This window comes from Pseudomonas sp. TWR1-1-3, from assembly GCF_049896805.1.
Taxonomy (GTDB): domain Bacteria; phylum Pseudomonadota; class Gammaproteobacteria; order Pseudomonadales; family Pseudomonadaceae; genus Aquipseudomonas; species Aquipseudomonas bubulae.
In genome coordinates, this window is sequence record NZ_JAFCUZ010000001.1 from 886,845 (window position 1) to 912,473 (window position 25,629).

The window sequence follows — 25,629 nt, forward strand, 5'->3', positions numbered from 1 at the left end:
TCATCGGGACGCACAAAAAAAACGCCGCCATTGTTGCCAATGGCGGCGCTGCTGAATCATCAAAGGGTTGTTGACCCGACCGGCAAGTTGCACGACTCGCCACGCCCCATCGGGAAGTACTGCAAGCCGGCCTTGGCCAGGCGCTCACCGTCATACAGGTTGCGCCCGTCAAAAATCACCGGCGCGCTCAGGCGTTGCTTGATCAGGTCGAAGTCCGGCGCCTTGAATTGCTGCCACTCGGTGCAGACGATCAATGCGTCGGCGCCATTAAGGGTAGATTCCGGTGTGCCCATCAGGCTCAGGCGCGGTTCATCGCCGTAAAGGCGCTGGGTTTCCTGCATGGCTTCGGGGTCGAAAGCGCGCACATTGGCACCGGCAGCCCACAGGGCCTCCATCAATACGCGGCTGGGTGCGTCGCGCATGTCATCGGTGTTGGGTTTAAATGCCAGGCCCCACAACGCAAAGGTCTTGCCTTCAAGGTTGCCCTTGAAAAACGCGTTGATGCGTTCGAACAGCTTGTGCTTCTGCCGCTCGTTGATCGCTTCGACCGCTTGCAGCAGATCGCTGGAGCAATTGACCTGCTGGGCACTGTGGATCAGCGCGCGCATGTCTTTGGGGAAGCACGAACCGCCATAGCCGCAGCCAGGGTAGATGAAGTGATAGCCAATGCGCTGGTCGGCGCCAATGCCCAGGCGCACGGCTTCGATGTCGGCCCCAAGGTGCTCGGCCAGTTCGGCGATCTGGTTGATAAAGCTGATCTTGGTCGCCAGCATGCAGTTGGCGGCGTACTTGGTCAGCTCGGCGCTGCGCAGGTCCATGAAAATGATCCGGTCATGGTTGCGGTTGAACGGCGCGTACAGGTCGCGCATGACTTCACGCACTTCTTCACGGGCACAGCCAATGATGATGCGGTCCGGGCGGCGGCAATCAGTGACGGCCGAGCCTTCCTTGAGGAATTCCGGGTTGGACACCACGTCAAATTGCAGCGAGCGTCCGGCCTGCTCCAGGGCCTTGTTGATATGGGCGGTCAGCGCGTCGCCAGTGCCTACGGGCACGGTGGATTTCTCGACCAGGATCAGCGGCTCCTTGCGGTGGCGGGCAACGGCGTCACCCACGGAGAACACCTGGCCAAGATCAGCCGAGCCGTCCTCGCTTGGAGGCGTGCCCACGGCGATAAACAGTACCTCGCCGTGCTCGACAGCGGTTTTTTCATCGCTGGTAAAACGCAGGCGCTTGCTCTCGAGGTTTTCACGCACCAGGGCTGAAAGCCCGGGCTCGAAAATGCTGACGTGACCTTGTTGCAGCGATTCGACCTTTTTCTGGTCAATGTCCATGCAGATGACGTCATGGCCGACTTCCGCCAGAACCGTCGCCTGCACCAGGCCTACATAACCACTACCAAATACACTGATTTTCATGCGCTGTTTCCGGAAGTACGTCGAGAATTGATCACAAGCACCCCAAGAATGACCAGCGTCACACCGAGGGTTTTTGAAAGGGTGAAGCTTTCATGGAAAATCGGCAGGCTGGCAGCCAGCAGGTAGACCAATGCATAGCTGACACTTAGCAGCGAATAGGCGCGGCCCAAGGGCAAATCGCGCAGGGCCAGCAACCAGCAGAGCATCGACAGTGCATACGCGACAATGGCGGCAACTACCATGGCCAACGCCGGGAGCGAGACACTGCCCTGGCTGAATGCTTCAAGCCATTGGGCGGGCTGCGGCAACCGCGTCATGCTCCAGCGCATGCCCAGTTGGGCGCCGCTGACCAGTAATACACTGCCTGAGGCAAAGGCAAAGCCACGGTACAGGCTCATGCGTGTTGCCCCAGCAAAACCACCCCGGCTATTACCAGCCCAACGCCCAGCCAATGGCGCAGGTCGATGGTTTCTTTAAACAGATAGCGGGCCACCAGGGTGATCAGTACAAAATTTAGGCTGAGCATCGGGTAAGCAACCCCGACCTCGAGCCGTTGCAGTACCAGCAACCACACCAGCAAACCCAGGCCGAGGCATAGCAGTGCCAGCCATAACCAGGGGGAGCGCAGTTTTTGCGCCACCCCGGTGTCAACCCCGCGCCAACCTTCGACCGCGTATTTCTGGGCGATCTGGCCAGCACAGGTCAACAGACAGGCCAACAGCAATAGCGTCAGGGTCATGGAGCAATCTGCGGGTAAATCAGAATCACCATATTGCCTTCGTCATAGCGCTTGGCGTCTTTGGGCAACTCGTCCATTTCATGGCTTTCATCGCTGTCCTTGACGCGCATTACCACACCTACCGGGCCTTTGCGGCGAGCTTCAGCCATCCACGGGCCAACTTCGGCCAGGCTAATGCTTTTACCTTTGGCATCGTCGTAGGTCAGGCCGTACTTGACCTCACCCTGGGTGTTGTAGAGTGTCACGTCAGGTCGGCGCAGACGCCAGGCCAAAGCAGACGCTGCGCCCAGGTCGTTACTCAGAAATGTCTTGGCCCGGGACAGCTCATCCATATGTTCCAGGATAAACTGGTCAGGCATTTTGTTGTGAACCACGCTGCTCGGCATGGCGGCTGGCAGTACCAGTACCAGAACACCCATGGCCAGTGCCGGCGCAGCCCACATTTTCAGAGGTTTGGTCAGTGTCAGCAGGCCGGTAATGATCCACGTCAGCAGCACCACGACCAGCAGGGCCATATGCAGCGGTTCGTTGTCATAGAAGGGCTGTTTGACCTGGAAATACACCAGGGCCAGCAATGCCGCGCTGCCGCCGATCAGGTTGACCGCGCCATTGAAGCGCAGGGCGCAGGTTTTGGCCTGTTCAACCCGTTGCATCATTGCGTGGCCCAGCAGCAGTGCCAACGGCAACATGCACGGCATGATGTAGGTTGGCAGTTTGCCCTTGCTCAGGCTGAACAGCCCCAGTGGCAGCAGCAGCCATAGCAGCACGAACACAATGCTTGCATGGCGTTTGTTGCTCCAGGCGTCCTTGAAGGCCACCGGCAACAACGCTGCCCAAGGCAGGCTGGAAACCACCAGCAGCGGCAGGTAGAACCACCATGGGCGACCGTGCTGGGCATCGTCACCGGCAAAACGGCGGATATGCTCGTGCCAGAAGAAGAAGCGCCAGTAATCAGGCTCCTGGGCGTGTACTGCCAACACCCACGGCAGCGAGACAATGGCCGCCACCAGCATGGCCACCAGGCCGTACTTGACCAGTTCCAGAAAGCGCTTTTGCCAGAGCATGTAGGGCAGGGCGATCAGTACCGGCAGCAGCAGAGCCAGAAAACCCTTGGTCATAAAGCCCATGCCGCAGGCAAAACCCAGTACCGCCCAACTGATCAGGCGATCACGATTGGAGCTGCTGTCGACGGCAAACCACAGCGCCACCAGGCTCAGGTTGACCCACAGGGTAAACTGCGGATCAAGGTTGGAATAACCGGCCTGGCCTGCAATCAGGCCAAAGGTCATGTACACCAGGGCGCAGGCAAAGCTCTTGCGCGGATCGTTCCACAGGCGACGGGCCACGGCATAGGCCAGGAACACGCTCAAACCGGTGGCGATGGCCGAGGCAATGCGCACGCCAAACAGGTTTTCGCCAAAAATGGCCTGGCCGATGGCAATCATCCAGTAGCCGGCAATCGGCTTCTCGAAGTAACGCAAATCCATAAAGTGCGGGGTGACCCAGTTACCGTCGATCAGGATTTGCTGGCCGATCTGTGCGTAGCGCGTTTCGTCCGGGATCCACAAGCCGTGGGTGCCCAATGGCAACAGGTAAAAGGCGATAAAGGCCAGAACCAGCAGCGGTATTGTCCAGCGTGAAGTCATGGCTTCTGCACTCCCAACCAGCCTTCACGGCCTTCCAGCACGCCACGGCTCAATTGCCCGGCGGGCAGGCTCTCGAGGTCGGCGGGCAGCAACTCCCGCAGGGGTTGGAAATGAATGTCACGGGCACGGGCCTGCGCCAGTAATTGACGGAAGTCATTGGCCATAAGAATCCCTTCTACTTCAGCATGGATGGTGTACGCATTCAGCTTTTGCGGGCTGAAGCGGTCAAGAATGAATGAGTTGAAATCGGCGGCACTGAGCTCGGGCCCGACCACTTCATCGAATGTGGGTAAGTCCACAGGGATTTGCGGCGCCCCCAGCCTGCCTTCGGCCAACCTTGGCCGAAACAGGCTGTGCCCGCGGCAATCACTGTTGTAGCGAAAACCAAAGGTTTCCTTGGCCCGGACCACGCGCTCGTCGGCACGCCAGCCGGCAGCCGCCGAGCATTCGACGGCCTGCCCGGTGATATCGCTCAGGGTGTCGACACCCCGGCGGATCTGCTCGATCAGCTGCGCCTCGCTCCAGCGCGCAGTATTGGCCTGCCAACCGTGGTGATCCCAGGCGTGCAGGCCGACCTCATGCCCGGCGGCAAGGGTCTGGCGCATCAGGTGCCCCAGATCCTTGCCGATCGGTTTGCCAGGCCAGGCGGTGCCAGCCAGCAAAATATCCCAGCCATAAAGGCTGGCCGCCTTGGAGCGCATCATTTTCCAGAAGAACCGGGGCTTGATCAGCCGCCATAAATGGCGGCCCATGTTGTCCGGCCCCACGCTGAAAAAAAACGTCGCCTTGATCTGAGCTTCGTCGAGCAGTTCGAGTAACCGCGGCACCCCCTCTCGGGTGCCGCGGTACGTGTCGACATCGATACGCAGTCCAGCTTGCATCAGCGTTTTTCCGCGATTTCTACCATGGCTTCACGCAGGAAGAAGTCCAGGGTCTTGCCTATGGTTTCGCTCAGCTCGGTGGTGGGTGTCCAGTCAATCAGGCGGCGGGCGTTTTCCACGCTTGGCTTGCGATGGCTGACGTCCTGGTAACCGGTACCGTAGAACGACTGGCTTTCAACATCACGGAAACCGGCAAACGGCGGGAAGTTGTCACGCAGCGGATGCGCCTCGAACTGACGCAGTAACTCTTCGCCCAGTTGACGAATACTGGCTTCGTTGTCCGGGTTGCCGATGTTGATGATCTGGCCGTCGCACTTGCCATCCTTGTTGTCGATGATGCGCGCCAGGGCTTCGATACCATCGGCCACGTCAGTGAAGCAGCGCTTTTGTTCGCCGCCGTCAACCAGACGGATCGGGGTACCTTCCACCAGGTGCAGGATCAGTTGGGTGATGGCGCGTGAGCTGCCAACCCGTGCCGAGTCCAGGCGGTCAAGGCGTGGGCCCATCCAGTTGAACGGACGGAACAGGGTGAATTTCAGGCCCTTGGTACCGTAAGCCCAGATAACACGATCCAGCAGTTGCTTGGAGACCGAGTAGATCCAGCGCTGTTTGTTGATCGGGCCAACAATCAGGTTGGAGGTGTCTTCGTCGAAGTTCTTGTCCTGGCACATGCCATACACTTCGGACGTGGACGGGAAAATCACGCGCTTGTTGTACTTGACGCAGTAGCGCACCAGCTTGAGGTTCTCTTCGAAGTCCAGTTCGAACACGCGCAACGGGTTGCGGGTGTATTCGATTGGCGTCGCGATGGCCACCAGCGGCAGGACCACGTCGCACTTCTTGATGTGGTATTCGATCCATTCAGTGTGGATGCTGATATCGCCTTCCACAAAGTGGAAGTTGGGGTGGCTGCGCAGGCGATCGATAGCATCGGAGCCGATATCGAGGCCGTAGACTTCGTAGCGGTCGTCCTGCAGCAGGCGCTCGGACAAATGGTTGCCGATAAAGCCGTTAACCCCAAGGATAAGCACTCGGGTGCGGCGTGCCGGGCGACCGGACTCGCTGCCTCGCAGGCGCGAACCTTCTACCAGGCCCAGCTCGCGGGCCAGTTGCGGGCCGCTCAGGTACAGGCCGTTGTCGTTGCGCTGGCCTGCGGTGATGACCAGCGAGTCTGTGCCGCAGGCAATACGCAGCGGCTCGCAGCTGATGACTTGGCCAGGTGCATGGCCCTGGTTGCCGGCAACCACTTCGGCGCCCCACACAATCAGCTTGTGCTCACCCACGGCACAGAAGGCGCCCGGATAAGGTTGGGTCACGGCACGTACCAGGTTGAACAGTTCTTCAGCCGGGCGGTTCCATTGCAGCAAGCCGTCAGCCGGGGTGCGGCGACCAAAATAAGTGGCTTTGGATTCGTCTTGCGGGGTTTCGGTGAGCTTGCCTTGTGGCAGCAGTGGCAGGGCTTCGGCCAGCAGTTGGGCGGCGGTTTCGCGAAGCTTGGCGTGCAGGGTCAGGGCCGTGTCCGAACGCTCGATGCTGATACGATGCTGGGCCAGGATATCGCCTGCGTCAGCGCGTTTGACCATGCGGTGCAAGGTTACGCCGGTTTCGGTTTCGCCGTTTACCAGTACCCAGTTGGCCGGTGCGCGTCCACGGTAGCGTGGCAGCAGGGAACCATGCAGGTTGAAGGCGCCCTTGCTGACGCTTGCCAGCAACTCTTCGCCCAGCAGGTGGCGATAATAGAACGAGAAGATGTAGTCGGCGTTCAGTTTGCGAATGCGCTCGATCCACAATGGGTGGTTGGCGTCTTCAGGAGCGTGAACCGGAATGCCTTTGCGTGCACACAGCTGGGCAACCGAACCGTAGAAGTTGTTTTCTTTGGGGTCGTCAGCATGGGTGAATACAGCAGCAATTTCGTAGCCTGCATTGAGCAAGGCTTCGATGCCTGTGCAGCCAATATCGTGATAGGCGAAAACAACGGCTTTCAAACTCATGATTGAACCTGTGTCGAAGTAGAGGAAGTCGGGGTGCTGGTTGTAACGGAAGGCGTTGCAGAGTCGGCGCGTACGATTTTTTCAATGAAGAATCGTGGCCGTGCCCTTACATCGCTGTACATGCGGCCCAGGTATTCACCCAGAAGGCCCATGCCGATAAATTGGCCGCCGGTAAACACGAAGAGCACCGCAAACAATACGAAAGTACCGTCGCCGGCCCAGCTTGCACCGAAGATCAGGCGCAACATGATCAGGGCAATGGCGAAGACCGCGCCCAGTGCTGCCATGCTGAAACCGATGATGCTCAGCAGGCGCAGGGGCGTGGTCGTCATGCAGGTGATCAGGTCGAACATCAGGTTGATCAGGCGCATGGCGCTGTACTTGGAGTCACCGTGCTCGCGCTCGGCGTGCTCGACCAGTACCTCGGTGGTGTGGCGGGCAAAGCTGTTGGCCAGGATCGGGATAAAGGTGCTGCGTTCGCGGCAGGCGAGCATGGCGTCGACGATGCTGCGACGGTAGGCGCGCAGCATGCAACCGTAGTCGCTCATGGCAACCCCGGTGGAGCGTTGTACGGCCAGGTTGATCAGCCGTGAAGGCCAGCGGCGCCAGGCGGAGTCCTGACGGTTGTTGCGTACCGTACCGACTACGTCGTACCCAAGAGCAGCCTGTGCCACCAGGCGCGGAATTTCTTCCGGCGGGTTTTGCAGGTCGGCATCCAGCGTGATCACCACATCGCCCTTGGAGTGCTCAAAGCCGGCCATGATTGCAGCATGCTGGCCGTAGTTGCGGTTGAGAATAACCGCAACGACGGGGCTGCCTTCACGTGCGGCAGCGTCTTCGAGAATTTGCGCCGATTTGTCCCGGCTGCCGTCGTCGACCAGTACGATTTCATAGGCCTGGCTCAGTTGTGCGCAGGCGGCTTCTGTGCGACGCAAGAGCTCGGGCAGACTTTCTTCTTCGTTGTAGACCGGAATGACGATCGACACACACTGGATTGGGTAGGGTTTCAAAGTATTCGTTCCAGTCAGTTTCAATGGCACAAGACGACATGTCTTTGTCGACCAAACTCAGGGCGCGTTAAAGATCCGGGCCCTTTACGAGTAAAGCCTGTTTCTAACAAAGGTAAAGTCGTTCTAAAGCGTTATCTACATGATTTTGTTGCAAAGTCTTGGGGCATTGCTTTCGTTGCTGTTGCATACGTTAAACGCGTCCTTGTGAAAAACCTATAAAAGTTGGGTCAACAGTGCATCCTATCTAAACGCTAGACAGGTGCTATTCAGGAAAGTATTTACAGCGCCCAAGCATTGTCTGACTTGACAGTAGTACTTTTCTTAAACAGGAAGATTCTTACATTGACTGAACGATTTTGAACAGTGATTCAGCACAGCTTTTATGACTAATGAGTAACAAGTGCGCAGGCAAAGCCCAGCGCCAACCTGCGGATATGTGACGTGAGTCACATCGGTTGGCGCTGCGAGAAATCTTGAATCAGTTCAAACCCAGCTTGCCGCGCAGGGTCGACAGGTCTTCGGCCAGGGTGTTGACTGGCCCGATGAGGGCCTTGCGGTCGTTTTCCCTGACCTTGTCATAGGTCTCAAAGCCGCCGTCAGCAGTTTTGTACTTGGCCAGGATGCTGTTCACCGTGGCGAAGTTCTTGTCGACCTTGGCAGCAAAGGCCTTGTCGCTCTGTTCTATTTGCGCACGGAACAGATCGAAGATCTTTTTCGCGCCGTCCACGTTGCCCTGGAAGTCATACAGGTCGGTGTGGCTATAGCGGTCTTCTTCGCCGGAAATTTTGGTGGCGGCCACTTCTTCCATCAATGCTGCAGCACCGCCGACGACTTTTTCCGGCGGGAAGGTCAGCCCGGCAACGCGGGTCTGCAGGTCCTTGACGTCGTTATTCAGGCCGTCTGCGAGCGTGTCGAGCCCCTGGGTACTGTTCTCGGCAAACAGGCTGTACTCGATGCGGTGAAAACCGGTGAAGTCAGGCGCAGTGACGCCTTTTTCGTGATCATCTACGCGTGAATCGATCGAGGCGTCCAGGTCGCTGAACAGTTCGGCAATCGGCTCAATCGACTCGTAGTAAACGCGGGTCGGGGCGTAGAGTTTTTTGGCCGTGACCAGGTCACCCTTTTTCACGGCATCGGTGAATTTTTGCGTGTTGCTGGCCAGCTCATCCAGCTGCTCGGTGACGTAGATCTTGTAGTCGGACACGGGTTGCACCAAATCCAGTGGCGCGGTTGCAGCGAGCGCCGACAGAGGGGTGTGGAGCAAGCCCAGGGCCAGGAACAGTGCGAGCGGGGTCTTCTTCATGGGACTTTTTCCGGTGGGTTGAGGTTCAGGTGCGTGTAGCAGCATCGAGCAGCGAGCGGCCGATAAAATCCTGTTCGTCGCGCACGCCCGGCAGGGTGAAGAAGTATCCGCCGCCCACAGGCTTGAGGTACTCCTCCAGGGGTTCACCGTTGAGCCGGGTTTGCACAGCGATAAAGCCCTGTTCCAGGTCGCGCTGGTAGCAGATGAACAGCAAGCCCATGTCCAGCTGGCCGTTCTTGTTGACGCCATTGGAGTAGTTGAAAGGCCGGCGCAAAATCAGGCTGTTGCGTGTCTGCGCAGTACGCGGATTGGCCAGACGGATGTGGGCGTCAAGTTTGGTGATCTTGCCGTGGGGGTCCTTGCTGTAATCCGGCACATCGGTCTCCCGGGCACCGTCCATGGGCGCGCCGCTGGCCTTGTTGCGGCCGAAAATGCTTTCCTGCTCCTGCAGGGGGGTACGGTCCCAGCGTTCGACGAAATTGCGGATGATGCGCACTGCCTGATAGCTGCCGTTGACCGCCCACTGCGGCTCGCCACTGTCGGGCTGGACCCAGACAATCTGGTTCATCGCTGTGTTGTCGTTGGAGTCGGGGTTGGCCGAGCCATCACGAAAGCCCAGGAAGTTGCGCGCACTTTGCGCCGGCTCGCCGGGCTTGGCCGGTGCTTGCGGCGGCACGGTGCCTTCCTGCTTCCAGCGCACCAGCAGCAAGTCGGGCAGGTTTTTCACAATGTCACGCAGGGCGTGGATATTGGTGTCGGCGGTATTGGCGCAAAACTGCAGGCTCAAGTCGCCGTGGCACTGGGCCGGGTCCAGGGCATCGTTGGGGAAGCCCTGCATGCGGCTCAGGTGTTTGGGTTTGATCTTGGCCAGGGCAAAACGCTCATCGAACAGGGAGTCGCCCACGGACACGGTAATGGTCAGGTTATCGGGGCTGACCACCGGGCCGAGAATGCCCGAGTCCACTGGCGGCAGCTTGGGATCGACCTGGGCGACCGGGCCGCCTTTCATCAGGAAGGCGATGCGCTCATTCAGGGTGCGCAGCAGGCGTTCGAGACCTTCGCGGTCCGTGGCCAGTACATCAAAGGCCACCAGCATACCGGCGGCCGGGCGCGGGGTGACAATGCCATTTTGGTGCTGGCCGTGAAAGTCGTGATGATCCTGGGTCTTGTCGCTGCTCGGCGCCTGGGTGACTTGAGCATTGGCCGGGTTGGCGGCGGCCATGGCCGGGCAGCTCAGGGCGCCGCCAGCCAGTGCCGCCCCGGCGACCCCCATGCCCATCAGGATGCGCCGGCGTTGCAGGTTGAACTCGTTCGGGGTGTGTGGTGAATCGCTCATGTACGTCTCGTCTGCAATTACAGGCCGCTAAGGCCGAGGGCGGGATCGATTCCATCGAGTGCATCGGCCATAACCTTGGCCTTGTTGCTGATTTGTTGGCGCTGCGGGGCGCTGACGGTGTCGTAGGTGCGGTAGCCCTGCGGGGTTTTCAGGCCATTGAGTTCGGCATCCAGCGCGCTGCTGGCACCGTCTATGGTGTGCAGCAGGTCGGCATTTTTCTTGAGCAGCAAAGGGCGCAGCAGATCAACCACTTTGTGCGCAGCCTCAAGGTTGGCGGCAAAGCCATTGAGGTCAATATGGCTGTAGCGCTCCTCTTCGCCGCTGTTGGCGCGGTTATCCGCCAGGTTGTGCAGGGTGCGGGCAACGATGCTGACCAGTTGTTCGGGGGGCAACGATTGGGCAAGCAACTGTTGCTTGAGCAGCAGGCTATTGGCTTGCAGCTGCTGGACAATCGGCGCCAGGCCTTGAGTGCTGCGCTGGTCAAACAGGCCGTATTCCAGGCGGTGGAAACCGGTAAACCCCGGATCCTGCTCGCGCTTTTCGAAATAGTCGGCGCGAGCATTGATGGCGTTGTCCAGCTCGGCAAGGCGTTGCGCTGCAGGCGCCAGGCGTTGATAGGCCTCGCGTGCGGGGGTGTACAGAGCCTGCGCCTGTTCCAGATCACCGGCGCTAATGGCTTGCGACAGGGCATCGACAGCCCTGGTCAGGGCGCTGCCCTGTTGGCTCAGGTAAACCCGAAACTCTGACAACGGCCCAACAAAGGCCACCATCGTAGGCCTGGCATTGGCGCTGGCTTCGGACGCTGCAGTGGGCGTCACATGCAGGGTGCCGCGGGGGTTGCTGAGCAGGCCGCAGGTGATGGCGTAATCGCCAGGAGCGAGTGTCGCGTTGATCACCTGGCTCAGGCCCGGGGCAATGTTTTCCCGCTCTTCGACCACCAGCACACCGTCGAGAATTTCCCACTCCACCGCGCGCTCGGAGGCATTGACGATGCGAAAGCTGTTGAAGCCGGCGGGTACAGTCAGGGCGTCGGGTTCACAGCTATGCGGGTGGATGGTCACGGTTATTTCAGTGCCGTGAGCCTTGCGCTTGGCCGCGGCCAGTTGCGAGGCGTAGTAGAACAACCCGCCGGCTGCGATCATCACGATCACCGAGCCGGCCACCGCCCAGCGCAGAGCGCGTGGGGGTGTACCGCTTGCAGGGGTTGGCATGCTTGACCTTATGGGTTTGTTACTGAAGAAGGGTGTGCGGTTTTGGCCGGTGCCGGCGGGCGAAAGAACATCACCAGCGTGACGACCAGATAAATCACATACGCACCGAGCACGCTGACGGTGGGGGCGTCCTGATAGCCGAACATGCCAGCCAGTACGGAGCCTAGCGGGCCATCCATCGGCAAGTGGGCGCTGATATCAAAGACCACGTCTTGCCAGTGGTTCCACAGGCCTGCCTCGTGCAGGGCTTGTGCCGAGTTGGCCAGGATGCCCGCAGCGACCACCAGAATAAACAGGCCGGTCCAGCGGAAAAACAGCCCCAGGTTCAGGCGCATGCTGCCGCTGTAAATGGCAAAGCCGACGCCGATGGCCAGCAGCAGGCCGAGCAGGGCGCCCAGGGGTGCGGCGGGGCCTTCGCTTTGCTGGAAGACGGCTAACAGGAAAAATACGGTTTCAAGCCCTTCCCGGGCGACGGCAAAAAAGACCATGGCAATCAGTGCCGTGACTTGATGCCGGGAGCCGGCGAGGGCGTGATCGAGGGAGGTGTGCAGCGAATGCTTGATCGAGCGCGCGACCTTGCGCATCCAGAATACCATTGAGCTGAGAATGCCCACGGCAATGAGGCCGACGATGCCTTCGAACAGTTCTTGCTGTTTTTGCGGGAACTCGGCGCTCATCAACTCCAGCCCGCCGCCCACCAGCAAAGACAGGGCGGCGGCCAGAAACACCCCGACCCATACGGCGGGCATCCACTGCCCGCGGCCTGTTTGCTTGAGATAACTGGCAATGATGCCGACGATAAGTGCGGCTTCAATCCCTTCGCGCAGCATGATCAGAAATGGAACCAGCATGGTGGGCTACCGCGTCACAAATTAGTTAGGGTGCTAATTTGTAACATACTGATACGTATTGCCAAACAAGAATCGATTGCATTTGCTGAACGGTTGCTGAACGAAGATGGGGGTGTCTATTCAGCTTCTGCGGGAGCGGGCCTGGATCGTGTCAGGTAGTCCTACTGGTCTTTGGTGAGCACGCTTTGTTCAGCATCCTTCTTTAGCTCCTGCAGGCTTTCCAGCGCGGTTTCAGCCTTTATGGCGCGCAAGGAAAGGGCTGCGTGGCTTTCCTGGATCTGTGCGTGGGCCTGTTTCAAGCCTTCACTTTCCTGCGTGGCTACGCGCAGGCGCTCTTGAAGCAGGGTGCGTTCACTTTGCAGCTGACTGAGTTGGGTGTTGAGCTGCGTATTCTGGTTGCCCAGCTTGTGCTGCAAGTCATTGGCCTGGTTCAGTTCCTTGCCCAGTGCGCGGCTCTCGCTCAGTACGCGCTCATTGTCGCGATGCAGCTGGGTGATTTCATCCTGGCGTACCAATGCACTTTGCTGGGCCTGACGCAGTTCCATTTGCACCTGCTGCAACTGGCCTTCATGACGGCGCTGATCCTGCTCGCGCTGTTCCTTGGTCGCGCTGCGATAGTGCTCCAGCGCATCGCGGGCATGCAGGTGCTTCTCTTCCAGCGAGCGGATCTGCTCGTCACGGTCTTTCAGGCGCAGGTCAAAGTCGCTGCACGCCTGGTTCAGGGCGGCATTGCGGGTCTGCTCGGTTTGCAGCATGGAGCGGGTGGCGTCGAGACTGGCGCTTTCCTGCTGCAGTGCTGTGCCCTGAATCTCCAGCTGCTGCTCAAGCTGTGCCCGAGCGTCCTGTGCTTCGTTCAACTGCGCCTGCAGTTGCGCTTTGAGCTGTTCGTAATGCGCCTGAGCCCGGTCAATAGGCTCTTGTGCCTGCTCCTGCAGGCGCTGGGCGAGGCGGGCAACCAGCTCAGTCAGCTCATCATCGATTTGCTCACGAGGCACGCCACGGCGCGAGTCAACTTCGTCCAGTTCCTTTAGATAGCGATGGATCGTGGTTTTCGACCCGGTATTGCCCATCTCGATACGTACCGCATCAATGCTCGGGTGTTCGCCTCGAGCCAGGATCGCGGTGCGTGCAATTTGCACCACTGCCTTGTTTACGCCGCCACGGGCCATGGCCATCTCCTACGATTATGTACTGTGGTATGTATCATGTAATTACATACTAGATTAGCACATTTTATTGATGTTATTTAATGAAAAATAAGGCGGGATATACTGGTATTATCCCGTGCCAGAGCCTTGAAACTGCTTTTAAGGCCTGTTTTCGGTACGCCACACAAGAGAACTGCCCATGAGCGAGCTGGATCGCTACCTGAACGCCGCGACCCGCGACAACACCCGCCGCAGTTATCGGGCGGCCATTGAGCACTTCGAAGTGACCTGGGGCGGGTTTCTGCCGGCCACCAGCGATAGCGTGGCGCGTTATCTGGTGGCTCATGCCGGGCAATTGTCGATCAACACCCTCAAGCTGCGCCTGTCAGCGATTGCCCAGTGGCACAACAGTCAGGGGTTTGCCGACCCGACCAAGGCGCCGATGGTGCGCAAGGTATTCAAGGGCATTCGGGCACTGCATCCCGTGCAGGAGAAGCAGGCGGCACCGCTGCAATTGCAGCATCTTGAACAGGTGGTCGAGTGGTTGGAGGCTGAGGCCCTGGCGGCGCAAGCCAGTGGTGATCAGCCGGGGCTGCTGCGCGCAAGGCGTGACGCCGCCCTGATCCTGCTCGGTTTCTGGCGCGGATTCCGCAGTGATGAGTTGTGCCGCCTGCAAGTCGAGCATGTGCAGGCTGTAGAGGGGGCTGGTATTACCTTGTATCTGCCACGCAGCAAAAGTGACCGCGACAACCTCGGCAAAACCTTTCAGACCCCGGCCCTGCTGCGACTGTGCCCGGTGCGCGCCTATATCGAATGGCTCAATACCGCAGCGTTGGTCCGCGGCCCGGTGTTCCGCGGAATCGATCGCTGGGGCAACCTGGGGGAGGAGGGCTTGCACGCCAACAGTGTGATCCCGTTGCTGCGCCAGGCGCTGGAGCGTGCGGGCATTGCGGCCGAGCAATACACCAGTCACTCCCTGCGTCGCGGTTTTGCGACATGGGCCCATCAAAGTGGCTGGGACTTGAAGTCACTGATGAATTACGTCGGCTGGAAAGACATAAAGTCAGCCATGCGCTATGTTGAAGCCACCCCGTTTACCGGGATGAGCATCACCGCGCAAAAAAACATCGGCAACTGATCGACATCAAGTTGAAACCTGTTCAGGTGGATCATATTTAGTTTTCGGCTATTTATAGGTACGCCTAATAGCTAAAACCAATCGTCAGCATCAGCTTTGCCAATGAGCCAGATACGAAATCTGTTGTTAGGATTCACCCCATCAACTTTTCAACCCTGACGGAGAGTCAACGATGCCTATCATCAACAGCCAAGTTAAACCATTCAAAGCAACTGCCTACAAAAACGGCAGCTTCGTGGAAGTGTCGGACGCTGACCTGAAAGGCAAGTGGTCTGTCGTGTTCTTCTACCCAGCCGACTTCACCTTCGTTTGCCCAACCGAACTGGAAGACCTGGCTGACAACTACGAAGAGTTCAAGAAGCTCGGCGTGGAAATCTACAGCGTGTCGACTGACACCCACTTTGCCCACGCTGCCTGGCACAACACTTCGCCAGCCATCGGCAAAATCCAGTACACCATGATCGGCGACCCTACGCTGACCATCTCCCGCAACTTCGACGTACTGATCGAAGAAGCAGGCCTGGCTGACCGCGGCACTTTCGTGATCAACCCTGAAGGTCAGATCAAGATCGTCGAGCTGAACGATGGCGGTGTTGGCCGTGACGCTTCCGAGCTGCTGCGCAAAATCAAGGCCGCTCAGTACGTTGCTGCTCACCCGGGCGAAGTGTGCCCTGCCAAATGGAAAGAAGGTGAGTCCACCTTGGCTCCATCGCTGGACCTGGTCGGCAAGATCTAAGGCCGTGAACCAGCCAAGGGCGGTGATCCGCACCTGAGTTGTAAGCCGCATCGCCCTCAAAACGCCCGGGCGAGATTCGCTCGGGCGTTTTTTTGTAAAAAATTCATGTTCAAAGGAGATCGCCCGTATGTTGGACGCCAATCTAAAAGCTCAGTTGAAGTCATACCTGGAGCGGGTCACGCAGCCGATCGAGATTGTTGCCTCTCTCGACGACGGTGCGAAATCCCGTGAAATGCATGACCTGTTAAAAGAAATCGCCAGCCTTTCCAGCATGATCACCCTGCTGGATAACGGTAACGATGTGCGCAAGCCTTCGTTCTCGTTGAACCGCCCGGGCGGCGATATCAGCCTGCGTTTTGCAGGCATTCCGATGGGCCACGAATTTACTTCGCTGGTGTTGGCCTTGCTGCAAGTAGGCGGCCACCCATCGAAAGCCAGTGCCGAAGTAATTGAACAGATTCGCTCCCTTAAAGGCGAGTTCAACTTCGAGACCTATTTCTCGCTGTCCTGCCAGAACTGCCCTGACGTTGTGCAGGCGCTGAACCTGATGGCAGTGCTTAACCCGAACATTCACCATGTGGCGATTGACGGTGCCCTGTTCCAGGACGAAGTGACCGAGCGTCAAGTGATGGCGGTACCCAGCGTTTACCTTAACGGTGTCAACTTTGGTCAGGGCCGCATGGGCCTGGAAGAGATTCTGGGCAAGCTGGACACCAGTGCAATTGAGCGTCAGGCCGAAAAAATCAGCGCCAAGGATGCTTTTGACGTGCTGGTGATCGGCGGCGGCCCGGCCGGTGCTGCCGCGGCGATCTATGCTGCCCGCAAAGGCATCCGTACTGGTGTGGCTGCCGAGCGCTTCGGCGGTCAGGTGCTGGACACCATGGCCATCGAGAACTTTATCTCGGTTCAGGAAACTGAAGGGCCAAAGCTCGCCACTGCACTTGAGGAGCACGTCAAGCAATACGACGTCGATATCATGAACCTGCAGCGTGCCGACAAGCTGATTGCCGGCAAGGCAGGTGAGTTGCACGAGGTGAAGTTTGCCAGCGGCGCTTCGCTCAAGGCCAAGACCGTAATTCTGGCCACCGGTGCGCGCTGGCGTGAAATGAACGTGCCCGGCGAGCAGGAATACCGTAGCCGTGGCGTGGCTTACTGCCCGCACTGCGACGGTCCGCTGTTCAAGGGCAAGCGCGTCGCGGTAATCGGCGGCGGCAACTCTGGCGTCGAAGCAGCCATTGACCTGGCGGGTATTGTGGCGCATGTCACCCTGCTCGAGTTCGATACCAAGCTGCGTGCCGATGCCGTGTTGCAACGCAAGCTGCACAGTTTGCCTAACGTGAAGGTCATCACCAATGCACAGACCACCGAGGTCACCGGTGACGGCCAGAAAGTGAACGGCCTGCGCTACAAGGATCGTCAGTCCGGTGAAGTTCATACGGTCGAACTGGAAGGGATCTTTGTACAGATCGGCCTGTTGCCAAACACTGACTGGCTCAAGGGTACTGTCGAGCTTTCGCCTCGCGGCGAGATCGTTGTCGATGCCCGCGGTGAAACCTCGATCCCCGGCATTTTTGCCGCCGGTGACGTGACCACCGTGCCATACAAGCAGATCGTGATTGCAGTGGGCGAGGGCGCCAAAGCCTCACTGAGTGCCTTTGATCACTTGATCCGTTCTTCAGCGCCGGAATAACCGGGCGCAAACAAAAAACCCCATGAGCAGTCATGGGGTTTTTTTTCGTTCGATTTTTACATCGGTTGTGGCTGGATGATTTCGACCCAGTAACCGTCCGGGTCCTTGACGAATGCCAGGGATTTCATGCGCCCATCGTTCAGGCGCTTCTGGAAGTCCACATTCAGAGCTTCAAAGCGCTCGCAGGCAGCACGAATATCCGGTACCGAAATGCAGATATGGCCAAAGCCGCGCGGGTCGGTGTTGCCGTTGTGGTAGACCACGCTGTCATCGGTTTCTGAACCGTGGTTATGGGTCAGCTCCAGGATGCCGGGGATGGACTTCATCCACAGTGTACGGGCTGCGTCGTCTGCCGGGATCTGCGCCTTGTCCACCAGGGCCAGAAAGTACAGGCTGAACTCGGCTTCAGGGAAGTCGCGCTTCTCAACCAGCGAGAAACCCAGGACGCGGGTATAGAAATCCAGGGATTTCTCGATGTTTTTGACGCGCAGCATGGTGTGGTTGAAAACGAAGTTGTGCGTAGCGCTATCCGGGGAAGCAGTGACGCCGGGAATGTTGTTCAGGTCTTGCAGGCTCATGAACCCTCCGAAAATAAGGCATAGGTGATCGGTCGCTACGTTGAGCGTGATGGGCGAATGATACGGAATGTGACGTCTGGCGCCAAACCCGTTTTCAGGGCGCAAGCGGTCTGCGGCAGGGAGGCAGTTGGGTTGCGGGGCAAATCACGGGCAAAAAGAAGCCCGCCGAAGCGGGCATGGGGCGCTAGTCCTTTAGCAGCCTCTATCCTGTGACCCGCGATGTGAAAAAATTGTGAAGCGCCGGCGTGTTCACGGTCTTTTGGACGCATGGATGTCACAACAGGATATTTCCTACTCGGTATTACTGTTTTAGCCGTAGTCAGTTGAGTGTTGGCGCACGGGCGGGGCAGTTATTGATGCAGGCATATTCAACGACGGAAGCGGGCAGTGCCTTTTCTGGCTGGCACCTTCATGTGGTGCATTAAACATCCGCCCAAGATTAAGCAAAGTTGAATCAAGTTGAACCTTTTAGTTAAACAGCTTTAAAAGTTGTGCGGATAAAAAAGCCCTGCACAGGCAGGGCTTAGAGTGTGCACGGGCTTTACGCACGAAGCCAGGTATCCACGGTGGCTGCGCCGTATTCTTCTTTCCAGGCTTTCAAACCGCGGTGGTTGCCGCCTTTGGTTTCTATCAGCTCGCCGGTGTGCGGATTCTGATAGACCTTAAGCACCCGCGCCTTGCGCTGCTTGGGCGCAGATGCCCCTTTTGACGCCGCAGGGTTGGGGTCAAGGATGGCGATGATGTCCCGAAGATTTTTACCGTAGGTTTTCATCAAGGCTTGAAGTTTTTCTTCGAACTCGATTTCTTTTTTAAGTCCGGCATCATTTTTCAAGGCTTCCAATTGAGCCAGCTGTTCTTGTAGCGCTTTTTCAGCAGCGCGAAACTCAGCAAGTCTAGACAAAGTCATTACTCCATTCACAGCTTCGGTGGTACGTGACCGAGGCGAATTAATGATGTTTGGTTTGGAATGCACAAGATTTACAGTGCGTGCGTCCAAGGGGGTTGCTCCTGGTCGGCACGCCTGTTGATGCAATCATTTAAAGTTCGTGTCGCGACAAAAAAATTGTAGTTGTTAATTCTTGTGCTGCCAAGTCCCGCGCGGGGCAGTTTGAAAAAAGTTTTTAAACTGCACGGCTGTTTATTATTAAGTGGTCGTTAACTGCGCCTGCAAAGCCCGGATAAAGTCGACCGGTTGCATTGGCCGGGCAAATAAATAGCCCTGCAAAAAATCAACCCCATGGTCGGCCAGGTACTGGCTTTGCTCTTGTGTTTCTACGCCTTCGGCGACAATGCCCAGGTCCAGCTTGGCGCTTAGTTCAATAATGCTCTCCAGAATATGCCCGGACAATGCATCGGCGCCGATCATGGCGACAAAGCTCTGATCGATTTTCAAGTAATCAACGTTGAACTCGCGCAAGTAACTCAAGCTGGAATGGCCGGTGCCAAAATCATCAATGGCAATCATGACCCCCAGTGCGTGCAACTGGCTAAACAATTGATGGGTTGTGGTGCTCGGTACGATCAACTCGCGCTCGGTAAGTTCCAGTACAAGATTGATATGCCCTGGCGGGAACGCTTCGAGAAAGCGCCGGCAGTCCTCTACCAACTCGAGATTCTGGCAATGATGAGCGGTAATATTGAATGCCAGGTGAAACCCGCGCTCCATGCTATTGGCATGAGGGGCCAGCAAGAGTGCGGTTTGTTCCATCAGCGAGCGCGTCATCGGCACAATCAATCCCGAATGTTCTGCGAACGGGATAAACAGATCGGGACGAACCAGCCCTTCTTTGGGGTGTTGCCAGCGCATCAATACTTCGGCGCCGGCCCATTGTTTGGTGTCGCCCCTTACAACCGGCTGCAAGTAAGGAATAAATTCGGCAGCGTCCAGGGCTCGCTGCAGTTCATGGGTGGGGGAGGTGGCGCGTTTTTTGAGTTGATGAACTGTCGCCGCAGAAATAACCCCGAGGAACATAAATAAAGCCATCAAGCCCGGGTATTGCGAGGCGACATAGCGCCAGACTTCACCCTCATTAAACCCGGCGACTACGCGGTAGGGGTAATCAGTTGAAGGTACTGTTGCTTGAGCAACGGGCAGATGAGGTGACGGTGTGTTGCGCACCAGGCCATAGCGATCAATCCATACATCGCCAACTTCTATCAATAATTGGGTTTTCTGATTGATCAGCCCTAAAACGTTAACCAGATGAAAACCGTACAGACTGATCAGCACGCCGCGCTTTTCCTGGTTTTGCCGATAAACCAGGACGGGGTCATTGGGTGTCACCAGCGTGCCTGGCATCAGCCACAACACACCACCCGCATAGTTTTCGGGGGTTACGGCTTCTTTGAAATTGCCAAATAAAGAAGTGCAGTAAATCTGGTTGTCCCACACCAGGTTAACCGAGCGCACGAAGGGTCGGCGCGTGACCTGATCGCGCAAGGCCAGTTCAACGTGCTCGCAGTCCTGGCCTGCCAGCGGCAGGACGACATCGGCAGCAAGCTTTGCATTGTCCAGCATCAAGTCAAACTGACGCACTGCCTCTTGGGCGGTTTGTGTGGTCTCCTGTTTGAGTGACCGGTTGGCCTGCCAGACAATGATCAGAACCCCCAGTACTACTGGCAACAAGCCGCTAAGTACAATCAGGGCGTAGCGATCAGTCCATTTTCGGCTCAGCTTCAGAGTGAGTGGCATGCAGGATCCTGGTAACGCGTGGAGATGGCTTGGGTGCAAACTGACAGAACAATAGTAAAGGCATGCGCCGCACACAGGGCAATTTCATATGGCGTAGGACAAATATGATTACGCCATGTAGAATCGGCTTACGCATACAAGAATAACGACTTCTGCGAGCAGAAGCCCTACCGCGTAAGAGATGGATCGAAATGAAGCGATTCGGGTTGCAATTGATCTACGGTGATTTTCTCGCGCGCAGTGTACGCGGGATCTCCTGTGCGCCTCCTGCCAGCATCCGCATTCTTAGCAAATAACCTCTGTTAATTCTAAAAATGACCATGATGAGGCGCCAAAAATGGCTGATCTATACGAAAACCCGATGGGCCTGATGGGCTTTGAATTCATCGAATTCGCGTCCCCTGTACCCAATACCCTTGAGCCTGTATTTGAAATCATGGGCTTCACCAAGGTAGCAACCCATCGCTCCAAGGACGTGCACTTGTATCGCCAGGGCGATATCAATCTGATCCTCAACAATGAGCCACACAGTGTCGCCTCCTACTTTGCGGCGGAACACGGCCCTTCGGTTTGTGGCATGGCTTTTCGCGTGCGCAATGCGCAACAAGCCTACAACCGCGCGCTGGAACTTGGCGCACAACCAGTGCATATCCCTACAGGGCCAATGGAGCTGAACCTGCCAGCCATTAAAGGCATTGGCGGCGCGCCGCTGTATCTGATTGATCGCTACGGTGAAGGCAGTTCGATTTACGATATCGACTTTGTCTTTATCGAAGGTGTAGACCGCCACCCGGTAGGTGCCGGGCTCAAGATCATCGATCACCTGACCCATAACGTGTATCGCGGGCGTATGGCTTACTGGGCCAACTTCTATGAGAAGCTGTTCAACTTCCGTGAAATTCGTTATTTCGACATCAAGGGCGAATACACCGGCCTGACCTCCAAGGCCATGACCGCTCCGGACGGCATGATCCGCATTCCCTTGAACGAAGAGTCGTCCAAGGGCGCAGGCCAGATCGAAGAATTCCTGATGCAGTTCAATGGCGAAGGCATTCAGCACGTGGCTTTCCTCAGCGATGACTTGATCAAGACCTGGGACGCCCTGAAAAAAATCGGCATGCGCTTTATGACGGCACCGCCTGAGACCTACTACGAAATGCTGGAAGGGCGTCTGCCGAATCACGGCGAGCCGGTTGAAGCCCTGCAATCGCGTGGCATATTGCTGGACGGTTCCTCTGACTCGGATGACAAGCGTCTGCTGCTGCAGATCTTCTCGGAAACCCTGATGGGGCCGGTGTTCTTTGAGTTTATTCAGCGTAAGGGTGATGACGGTTTTGGTGAGGGCAACTTTAAAGCGTTGTTCGAATCCATCGAGCGCGACCAGGTACGTCGTGGCGTATTGAGCGCTGACTAACAGAGTTGCTGACTAAAAGCCCCTCTCCCAAAGGGAGAGGGGCTTTGAACTGCCCGGTTAAAACAATCCCGCCGCAATATTGATCGAAAACCCCAGCACGGCCGTGTTGAACAAAAACCCCAGCAGTGAATGCCCCAGCACCGCCTTGCGCATTTCTCGGGTAGCGATACTCACATCAGCTGTTTGTACCGCAACACTGAGGGTGAAAGAGAAGTACATAAAGTCCCAGTAGTCCGGGTTCAGTTCCCCTTCAGGGAAGCGCAACGCCGGCTCGGTTCCTTCGTTGTTATAGAACAGTCTCGCGTAATGCAGGCTGAAAATCACCCCGATCATCAACCACGAACCCACCACCGTCAGCCCGGTAAAACCGTAATGCATCAGGCGATCGTCATCGCTGAGCTTGCTGCCTGACAGTTCAAGGGTAACGGCAGCCAGACTGGCAATCGAAGCAATGCACACGGTGATCAACACCATACTGGCGTTTTCATCTTCCACTTCGGCTGTACTTTTCACGTCACTGGCTTTGGAACGGATCACCAGCCAGAGCGTCATTGCCAGATACAGCCAGACACCGGCATTCCAGCCCAGCAGGAATTTGCTGGTCAGAGTGGAGGCTGGAGCAAAGATGCCTACTGCCACCCCGATCAGGGTGGCGACAGTAAGGCGAGGATGGGTGCGGGCAAGGTGCGGCATAAACAATCCCTGTTACCAGTTAATACAGCACCTTAGCACGCAGCGCGCTGGCTTAACGCTGACGAGGTTTACTTCTTGTCAGTTTCATTACAACAACGAAGAACACTGGCACAAATACCACTGCCAGGGTGGCGACGATCATGCCGCCAATCACCCCCGTACCGATGGCCTGCTGGCTGGCCGAGCTGGCCCCCGTGGCAATGGCCAGTGGCACTACACCGAGGATAAACGCCAGCGATGTCATGACAATCGGCCGTAGACGAAGGCGGGCGGCTTGCACGGTAGCGTCCACCAGATCATGGCCTTCGTCGTACAGCGTCTTGGCAAACTCGATGATCAAGATGGCGTTCTTCGCGGACAAACCAATAATCGTAATCAGGCCTACTTTGAAGAATACGTCATTGGGCATCCCGCGCAGCGTGACTGCCAGCACGGCGCCCAGGACGCCCAGTGGCACTACGAGCAACACCGCAGTCGGTATCGACCAGCTCTCGTACAACGCTGCCAGGCACAGGAACACGATCAGCAGCGACAAGGCCAGCAGAACCGGTGCCTGCGCCCCGGAAACCTGCTCCTGCAAGGACAGGCCGGTCCATTCCAGACCCAGACCTGCAGGCAACTGGTCGACCAGACGCTGCACTTCTACCATCGCCTCGCCGGTGCTGTGGCCGGCAGCCGACTCGCCGGAGATGCTGATCGCCGGGTAACCATTGTAGCGGGTCAACTGCGATGGCCCCTGGATCCAGCGGGCCTCGACAAAGGCCGAGAGCGGTACCATCTTGCCCTGGTCGTTGCGCACATTGATTTTCAGCAAGTCTTCGACCTGGCTGCGCTGGTCGCCTTCAGCCTGCACCACGACCCGCTGCATGCGCCCCTGGTTCGGAAAGTCGTTGATATAGGCCGACCCTACGGCGGTAGACAGCACTGCGCCGATGTCTGCGAAGGAGATGCCCAGCGCATTGGCGCGCTTGCGATCGACCTCCAGCTGCACTTGCGGGCTCTCTGCCAGTGCTTCTTCGCGGACATTGGCCAGCACCGGGCTTTTTTCCGCCAGTGCCAGCAGTTCGCTGCGGGCTTGCATCAAGGCGTCATAACCGACCCCGCCGCGGTCTTGCAGGCGGAACTCAAAACCACTGGACGTACCCAGGCCGCTGACCGGGGGTGGCAAGATGGCAAAGGCAATCGCGTCCTTGATTTCACTGAAAGCAGCGTTGGCCCGATCGGCGATGGCAGACGCCGAGTCCTTGGCGCCGCGTTGCGACCAGTCCTTCAGGGTGGTGAAGGCCAGTGCCGCGTTTTGCCCGCTGCCTGAGAAGCTGAAACCCAGAATCATCGTGGTGTTGCCCACGCCGGTCTCGCTGGCGTTATGGGCCTCGATCTGCTCGACCACGTTGATCGTGCGGTTCTGGCTGGCACCGGGTGGCAACTGGATATCGGTGATGATGTAACCCTGATCCTCGACCGGTAAAAAAGACGAGGGCAGGCGCGCAAAGCACAACACCAGAACCACCAGCAAAGCACCATATAGCAGCAGATAGCGGCCGCTGCGCTTGATCAGATGCACCACCCAGTTTTCATAACCTGCGCTCAGGTGCTCGAACTTGCGGTTGAACCAGCCAAAAAACCCGCCCTTGGCGTGATGCTCGCCCTTGGCGATCGGCTTGAGCAGGGTTGCGCACAGCGCCGGGGTCAATGACAGGGCCAGAAATGCCGAGAACAGAATCGAGGTCGCCATCGACAGCGAGAACTGCTGGTAAATAACCCCCACCGAGCCCGGCATGAATGCCATCGGAATAAACACCGCCACCAGCACCAGGGTGATGCCGACAATCGCGCCGCTGATCTGGGTCATCGCCTTGCGTGTGGCCTCGCGGGGCGACAACCCCTCGCTGACCATGATCCGCTCGACGTTCTCCACCACTACAATGGCATCGTCCACCAGAATACCGATGGCCAGCACCATGCCGAACATGGTCAGGACGTTGATCGAGAACCCCAGCACCAGCATCGTGGCGAACGTGCCCATCAGCGCCACCGGCACCACCAGGGTCGGGATCAGGGTGTAGCGGATGTTCTGCAAGAACAGGTACATCACCAGAAACACCAGCACCATGGCTTCGACCAGGGTGTAGATGACCTTGGTAATCGAGACTTTGACAAAGGGTGTGGTGTCATAGGGGATGGTGTACTCGACACCGGCCGGGAAGTAGCGGCTGAGCTCGTCCATCTTGGCGCGAATCAGGTTGCCGGTATTCAGCGCGTTGGCTTCCGGGGCGAGCTTGACGCTGAAGGCGCTGGCCGACTTGCCGTTCAAGCGGGTGCCGTACTGGTATTCCTGGCTGCCGATCTCAACCCGGGCCACATCGCTGACGCGCACGGTTGAACCGTCCGGGTTGGCACGCAGGACAATATCGGCAAACTCTTGCGGGGTTGAGAGCTGGCCCTTGACCAGTACCGTGGCGGTGATTTCCTGGGTGGAACGCCCCGGCAAGTCGCCGATGCTGCCTGCCGATACCTGGGCGTTCTGGCTGGCAATGGCCTGGTTGACATCCGCCGGGGTCAGGTTGAAACCGATCAGCTTCTGCGGGTCGATCCAGATGCGCATGGCCCGCTCGGCACCATACAGCTGGGCCTTGCCGACGCCGTCGATACGCTTGACCTCGTTCATCACGTTGCGCGCCAGGTAGTCGCTTAGCGCGACCTCGTCCAGCGTGCTGGTGCTGTCGGCGGTCAGGGTCACCAGCATAAGAAAGCCCGAGGAGATCTTCTCCACCTGCAAGCCTTGCTGGATAACCGCCTGGGGCAGGCGTGACTCCACCGCTTTAAGGCGGTTCTGGACATCCACCTGGGCCATTTCCGGGTCAGTGCCGGGCTTGAACGTCGCGGTAATGCTGGCACTGCCCAGGCTGCTTTGGGATTCGAAATAGAGCAGGCCGTCGGTACCGTTGAGCTCCTGCTCGATCAGGCTGACTACGCTTTCGTCCAGGGTTTGTGCCGAGGCGCCGGGATAAATCGCGTACACCTCGACCTGCGGCGGTGCCACATCGGGGTATTTGGCGACGGGCAGCTGCGGGATGGCCAAAGCCCCCGCCAGCATAATGAACAACGCAACGACCCAGGCAAAGACCGGGCGGTCGATAAAGAACTGCGGCAT

At 57.8% G+C, this 25,629-nt stretch carries 21 protein-coding genes; 4 read left to right on the forward strand and 17 right to left on the reverse strand.

The annotated features are described in order from the left end of the window. Window positions 1-59: 59 nt before the first annotated feature. The 12 genes from ACP7BE_RS03880 to ACP7BE_RS03935 form a co-directional block, all read right to left on the reverse strand. Window positions 60-1,418, reverse strand: coding sequence for a UDP-glucose dehydrogenase family protein (locus ACP7BE_RS03880; protein WP_095000280.1), 1,359 nt, complete (start codon window positions 1,416-1,418; stop codon window positions 60-62). Beyond that, on the reverse strand, window positions 1,415-1,816 hold the full coding sequence (gene arnF / locus ACP7BE_RS03885) for a 4-amino-4-deoxy-L-arabinose-phosphoundecaprenol flippase subunit ArnF (RefSeq protein ID WP_095000279.1): 402 nt from the start codon (window positions 1,814-1,816) through the stop codon (window positions 1,415-1,417). Before arnF ends, ACP7BE_RS03880 begins: the two co-directional genes overlap by 4 nt. Next, window positions 1,813-2,157 (reverse strand): 4-amino-4-deoxy-L-arabinose-phosphoundecaprenol flippase subunit ArnE, encoded by a 345-nt coding sequence (gene arnE, locus ACP7BE_RS03890; RefSeq protein ID WP_095000278.1) that lies wholly within the window; start codon window positions 2,155-2,157, stop codon window positions 1,813-1,815. Before arnE ends, arnF begins: the two co-directional genes overlap by 4 nt. Beyond that, a complete protein-coding gene (gene arnT, locus ACP7BE_RS03895; RefSeq protein WP_095000277.1) occupies window positions 2,154-3,803 on the reverse strand; it encodes a lipid IV(A) 4-amino-4-deoxy-L-arabinosyltransferase in 1,650 nt (549 codons plus the stop codon). Before arnT ends, arnE begins: the two co-directional genes overlap by 4 nt. After that, on the reverse strand, window positions 3,800-4,684 hold the full coding sequence (arnD, locus tag ACP7BE_RS03900; RefSeq protein ID WP_095000276.1) for a 4-deoxy-4-formamido-L-arabinose-phosphoundecaprenol deformylase: 885 nt from the start codon (window positions 4,682-4,684) through the stop codon (window positions 3,800-3,802). The genes arnT and arnD overlap by 4 nt, the downstream gene beginning before the upstream one ends. Further along, the gene (gene arnA / locus ACP7BE_RS03905; RefSeq protein ID WP_095000275.1) at window positions 4,684-6,675 is read right to left on the reverse strand and encodes a bifunctional UDP-4-amino-4-deoxy-L-arabinose formyltransferase/UDP-glucuronic acid oxidase ArnA; all 1,992 of its coding nucleotides are present in this window, start codon (window positions 6,673-6,675) and stop codon (window positions 4,684-4,686) included. The genes arnD and arnA overlap by 1 nt, the downstream gene beginning before the upstream one ends. Next, a complete protein-coding gene (gene arnC / locus ACP7BE_RS03910) occupies window positions 6,672-7,685 on the reverse strand; it encodes an undecaprenyl-phosphate 4-deoxy-4-formamido-L-arabinose transferase (protein ID WP_095000274.1) in 1,014 nt (337 codons plus the stop codon). The genes arnA and arnC overlap by 4 nt, the downstream gene beginning before the upstream one ends. Before the next feature lie 478 nt (window positions 7,686-8,163). Continuing rightward, window positions 8,164-8,988, reverse strand: a complete 825-nt coding sequence (gene efeO / locus ACP7BE_RS03915; RefSeq protein ID WP_095000273.1) for an iron uptake system protein EfeO — start codon at window positions 8,986-8,988, stop codon at window positions 8,164-8,166. A gap of 25 nt (window positions 8,989-9,013) precedes the next feature. Further along, window positions 9,014-10,324: an iron uptake transporter deferrochelatase/peroxidase subunit gene (gene efeB, locus ACP7BE_RS03920; protein WP_323165871.1), complete on the reverse strand. Its 1,311-nt coding sequence runs from the start codon at window positions 10,322-10,324 to the stop codon at window positions 9,014-9,016. 17 nt (window positions 10,325-10,341) lie between these two features. After that, a complete protein-coding gene (efeO, locus tag ACP7BE_RS03925) occupies window positions 10,342-11,535 on the reverse strand; it encodes an iron uptake system protein EfeO (protein ID WP_095019195.1) in 1,194 nt (397 codons plus the stop codon). An 8-nt stretch (window positions 11,536-11,543) separates the two neighbouring features. Beyond that, complete coding sequence (efeU, locus tag ACP7BE_RS03930; RefSeq protein WP_426104808.1) at window positions 11,544-12,386, reverse strand: iron uptake transporter permease EfeU; 843 nt, start codon at window positions 12,384-12,386, stop codon at window positions 11,544-11,546. 161 nt (window positions 12,387-12,547) lie between these two features. Next, window positions 12,548-13,555 carry a DNA-binding protein gene (locus ACP7BE_RS03935; protein ID WP_426104810.1) on the reverse strand — a complete coding sequence of 336 codons (1,008 nt, stop codon included), beginning with the start codon at window positions 13,553-13,555 and terminating at the stop codon, window positions 12,548-12,550. Window positions 13,556-13,733: 178 nt separating this feature from the next. Between ACP7BE_RS03935 and ACP7BE_RS03940 the strand changes: the two genes are divergently transcribed. From ACP7BE_RS03940 to ahpF, 3 genes are all read left to right on the forward strand, one after another. After that, the gene (locus ACP7BE_RS03940; protein WP_095000268.1) at window positions 13,734-14,672 is read left to right on the forward strand and encodes a site-specific integrase; all 939 of its coding nucleotides are present in this window, start codon (window positions 13,734-13,736) and stop codon (window positions 14,670-14,672) included. A gap of 172 nt (window positions 14,673-14,844) precedes the next feature. Next, window positions 14,845-15,408, forward strand: coding sequence for an alkyl hydroperoxide reductase subunit C (ahpC, locus tag ACP7BE_RS03945; RefSeq protein ID WP_016780891.1), 564 nt, complete (start codon window positions 14,845-14,847; stop codon window positions 15,406-15,408). 127 nt (window positions 15,409-15,535) lie between these two features. Next, the gene (gene ahpF, locus ACP7BE_RS03950; protein ID WP_095032323.1) at window positions 15,536-17,098 is read left to right on the forward strand and encodes an alkyl hydroperoxide reductase subunit F; all 1,563 of its coding nucleotides are present in this window, start codon (window positions 15,536-15,538) and stop codon (window positions 17,096-17,098) included. Between the two features lie 56 nt (window positions 17,099-17,154). Here ahpF and gloA read toward each other — a convergent pair whose 3' ends face one another. The 3 genes from gloA to ACP7BE_RS03965 all read right to left on the reverse strand — a co-directional run bounded on the left by gloA (window position 17,155) and on the right by ACP7BE_RS03965 (window position 20,368). After that, the gene (gloA, locus tag ACP7BE_RS03955; RefSeq protein ID WP_095019190.1) at window positions 17,155-17,676 is read right to left on the reverse strand and encodes a lactoylglutathione lyase; all 522 of its coding nucleotides are present in this window, start codon (window positions 17,674-17,676) and stop codon (window positions 17,155-17,157) included. A gap of 541 nt (window positions 17,677-18,217) precedes the next feature. Beyond that, a complete protein-coding gene (locus tag ACP7BE_RS03960) occupies window positions 18,218-18,577 on the reverse strand; it encodes a histone-like nucleoid-structuring protein, MvaT/MvaU family (RefSeq protein ID WP_095019215.1) in 360 nt (119 codons plus the stop codon). Window positions 18,578-18,820: 243 nt separating this feature from the next. Further along, entirely contained in the window at window positions 18,821-20,368 is a 1,548-nt protein-coding gene (locus tag ACP7BE_RS03965; protein ID WP_095000265.1) for an EAL domain-containing protein, read from the reverse strand. 337 nt (window positions 20,369-20,705) lie between these two features. Here ACP7BE_RS03965 and hppD point away from each other — a divergent pair, with 337 nt between their 5' ends. Continuing rightward, a complete protein-coding gene (hppD, locus tag ACP7BE_RS03970) occupies window positions 20,706-21,782 on the forward strand; it encodes a 4-hydroxyphenylpyruvate dioxygenase (RefSeq protein ID WP_095000264.1) in 1,077 nt (358 codons plus the stop codon). 57 nt (window positions 21,783-21,839) lie between these two features. Here hppD and ACP7BE_RS03975 read toward each other — a convergent pair whose 3' ends face one another. Both ACP7BE_RS03975 and ACP7BE_RS03980 read right to left on the reverse strand, forming a co-directional pair. Then, on the reverse strand, window positions 21,840-22,475 hold the full coding sequence (locus ACP7BE_RS03975) for a DUF1345 domain-containing protein (RefSeq protein WP_095000263.1): 636 nt from the start codon (window positions 22,473-22,475) through the stop codon (window positions 21,840-21,842). A gap of 52 nt (window positions 22,476-22,527) precedes the next feature. Beyond that, window positions 22,528-25,629 carry an efflux RND transporter permease subunit gene (locus ACP7BE_RS03980; protein ID WP_095000262.1) on the reverse strand — a complete coding sequence of 1,034 codons (3,102 nt, stop codon included), beginning with the start codon at window positions 25,627-25,629 and terminating at the stop codon, window positions 22,528-22,530.

Excerpts from the sequence above, each read along its gene's own strand:
- ACP7BE_RS03880 (WP_095000280.1), bottom strand. The coding sequence starts at position 1,418 with ATGAAAATCAGTGTATTTGGTAGTGGTTATGTAGGCCTGGTGCAGGCG.
- arnF (WP_095000279.1), bottom strand. The coding sequence starts at position 1,816 with ATGAGCCTGTACCGTGGCTTTGCCTTTGCCTCAGGCAGTGTATTACTG.
- arnE (WP_095000278.1), bottom strand. The coding sequence starts at position 2,157 with ATGACCCTGACGCTATTGCTGTTGGCCTGTCTGTTGACCTGTGCTGGC.
- arnT (WP_095000277.1), bottom strand. The coding sequence starts at position 3,803 with ATGACTTCACGCTGGACAATACCGCTGCTGGTTCTGGCCTTTATCGCC.
- arnD (WP_095000276.1), bottom strand. The coding sequence starts at position 4,684 with ATGCAAGCTGGACTGCGTATCGATGTCGACACGTACCGCGGCACCCGA.
- arnA (WP_095000275.1), bottom strand. The coding sequence starts at position 6,675 with ATGAGTTTGAAAGCCGTTGTTTTCGCCTATCACGATATTGGCTGCACA.
- efeO (WP_095000273.1), bottom strand. The coding sequence starts at position 8,988 with ATGAAGAAGACCCCGCTCGCACTGTTCCTGGCCCTGGGCTTGCTCCAC.
- efeB (WP_323165871.1), bottom strand. The coding sequence starts at position 10,324 with ATGAGCGATTCACCACACACCCCGAACGAGTTCAACCTGCAACGCCGG.
- efeO (WP_095019195.1), bottom strand. The coding sequence starts at position 11,535 with ATGCCAACCCCTGCAAGCGGTACACCCCCACGCGCTCTGCGCTGGGCG.
- efeU (WP_426104808.1), bottom strand. The coding sequence starts at position 12,386 with ATGCTGGTTCCATTTCTGATCATGCTGCGCGAAGGGATTGAAGCCGCA.
- ACP7BE_RS03935 (WP_426104810.1), bottom strand. The coding sequence starts at position 13,555 with ATGGCCCGTGGCGGCGTAAACAAGGCAGTGGTGCAAATTGCACGCACC.
- ACP7BE_RS03940 (WP_095000268.1), top strand. The coding sequence starts at position 13,734 with ATGAGCGAGCTGGATCGCTACCTGAACGCCGCGACCCGCGACAACACC.
- ahpC (WP_016780891.1), top strand. The coding sequence starts at position 14,845 with ATGCCTATCATCAACAGCCAAGTTAAACCATTCAAAGCAACTGCCTAC.
- ahpF (WP_095032323.1), top strand. The coding sequence starts at position 15,536 with ATGTTGGACGCCAATCTAAAAGCTCAGTTGAAGTCATACCTGGAGCGG.
- gloA (WP_095019190.1), bottom strand. The coding sequence starts at position 17,676 with ATGAGCCTGCAAGACCTGAACAACATTCCCGGCGTCACTGCTTCCCCG.
- ACP7BE_RS03965 (WP_095000265.1), bottom strand. The coding sequence starts at position 20,368 with ATGCCACTCACTCTGAAGCTGAGCCGAAAATGGACTGATCGCTACGCC.
- hppD (WP_095000264.1), top strand. The coding sequence starts at position 20,706 with ATGGCTGATCTATACGAAAACCCGATGGGCCTGATGGGCTTTGAATTC.
- ACP7BE_RS03975 (WP_095000263.1), bottom strand. The coding sequence starts at position 22,475 with ATGCCGCACCTTGCCCGCACCCATCCTCGCCTTACTGTCGCCACCCTG.
- ACP7BE_RS03980 (WP_095000262.1), bottom strand. The coding sequence starts at position 25,629 with ATGCCGCAGTTCTTTATCGACCGCCCGGTCTTTGCCTGGGTCGTTGCG.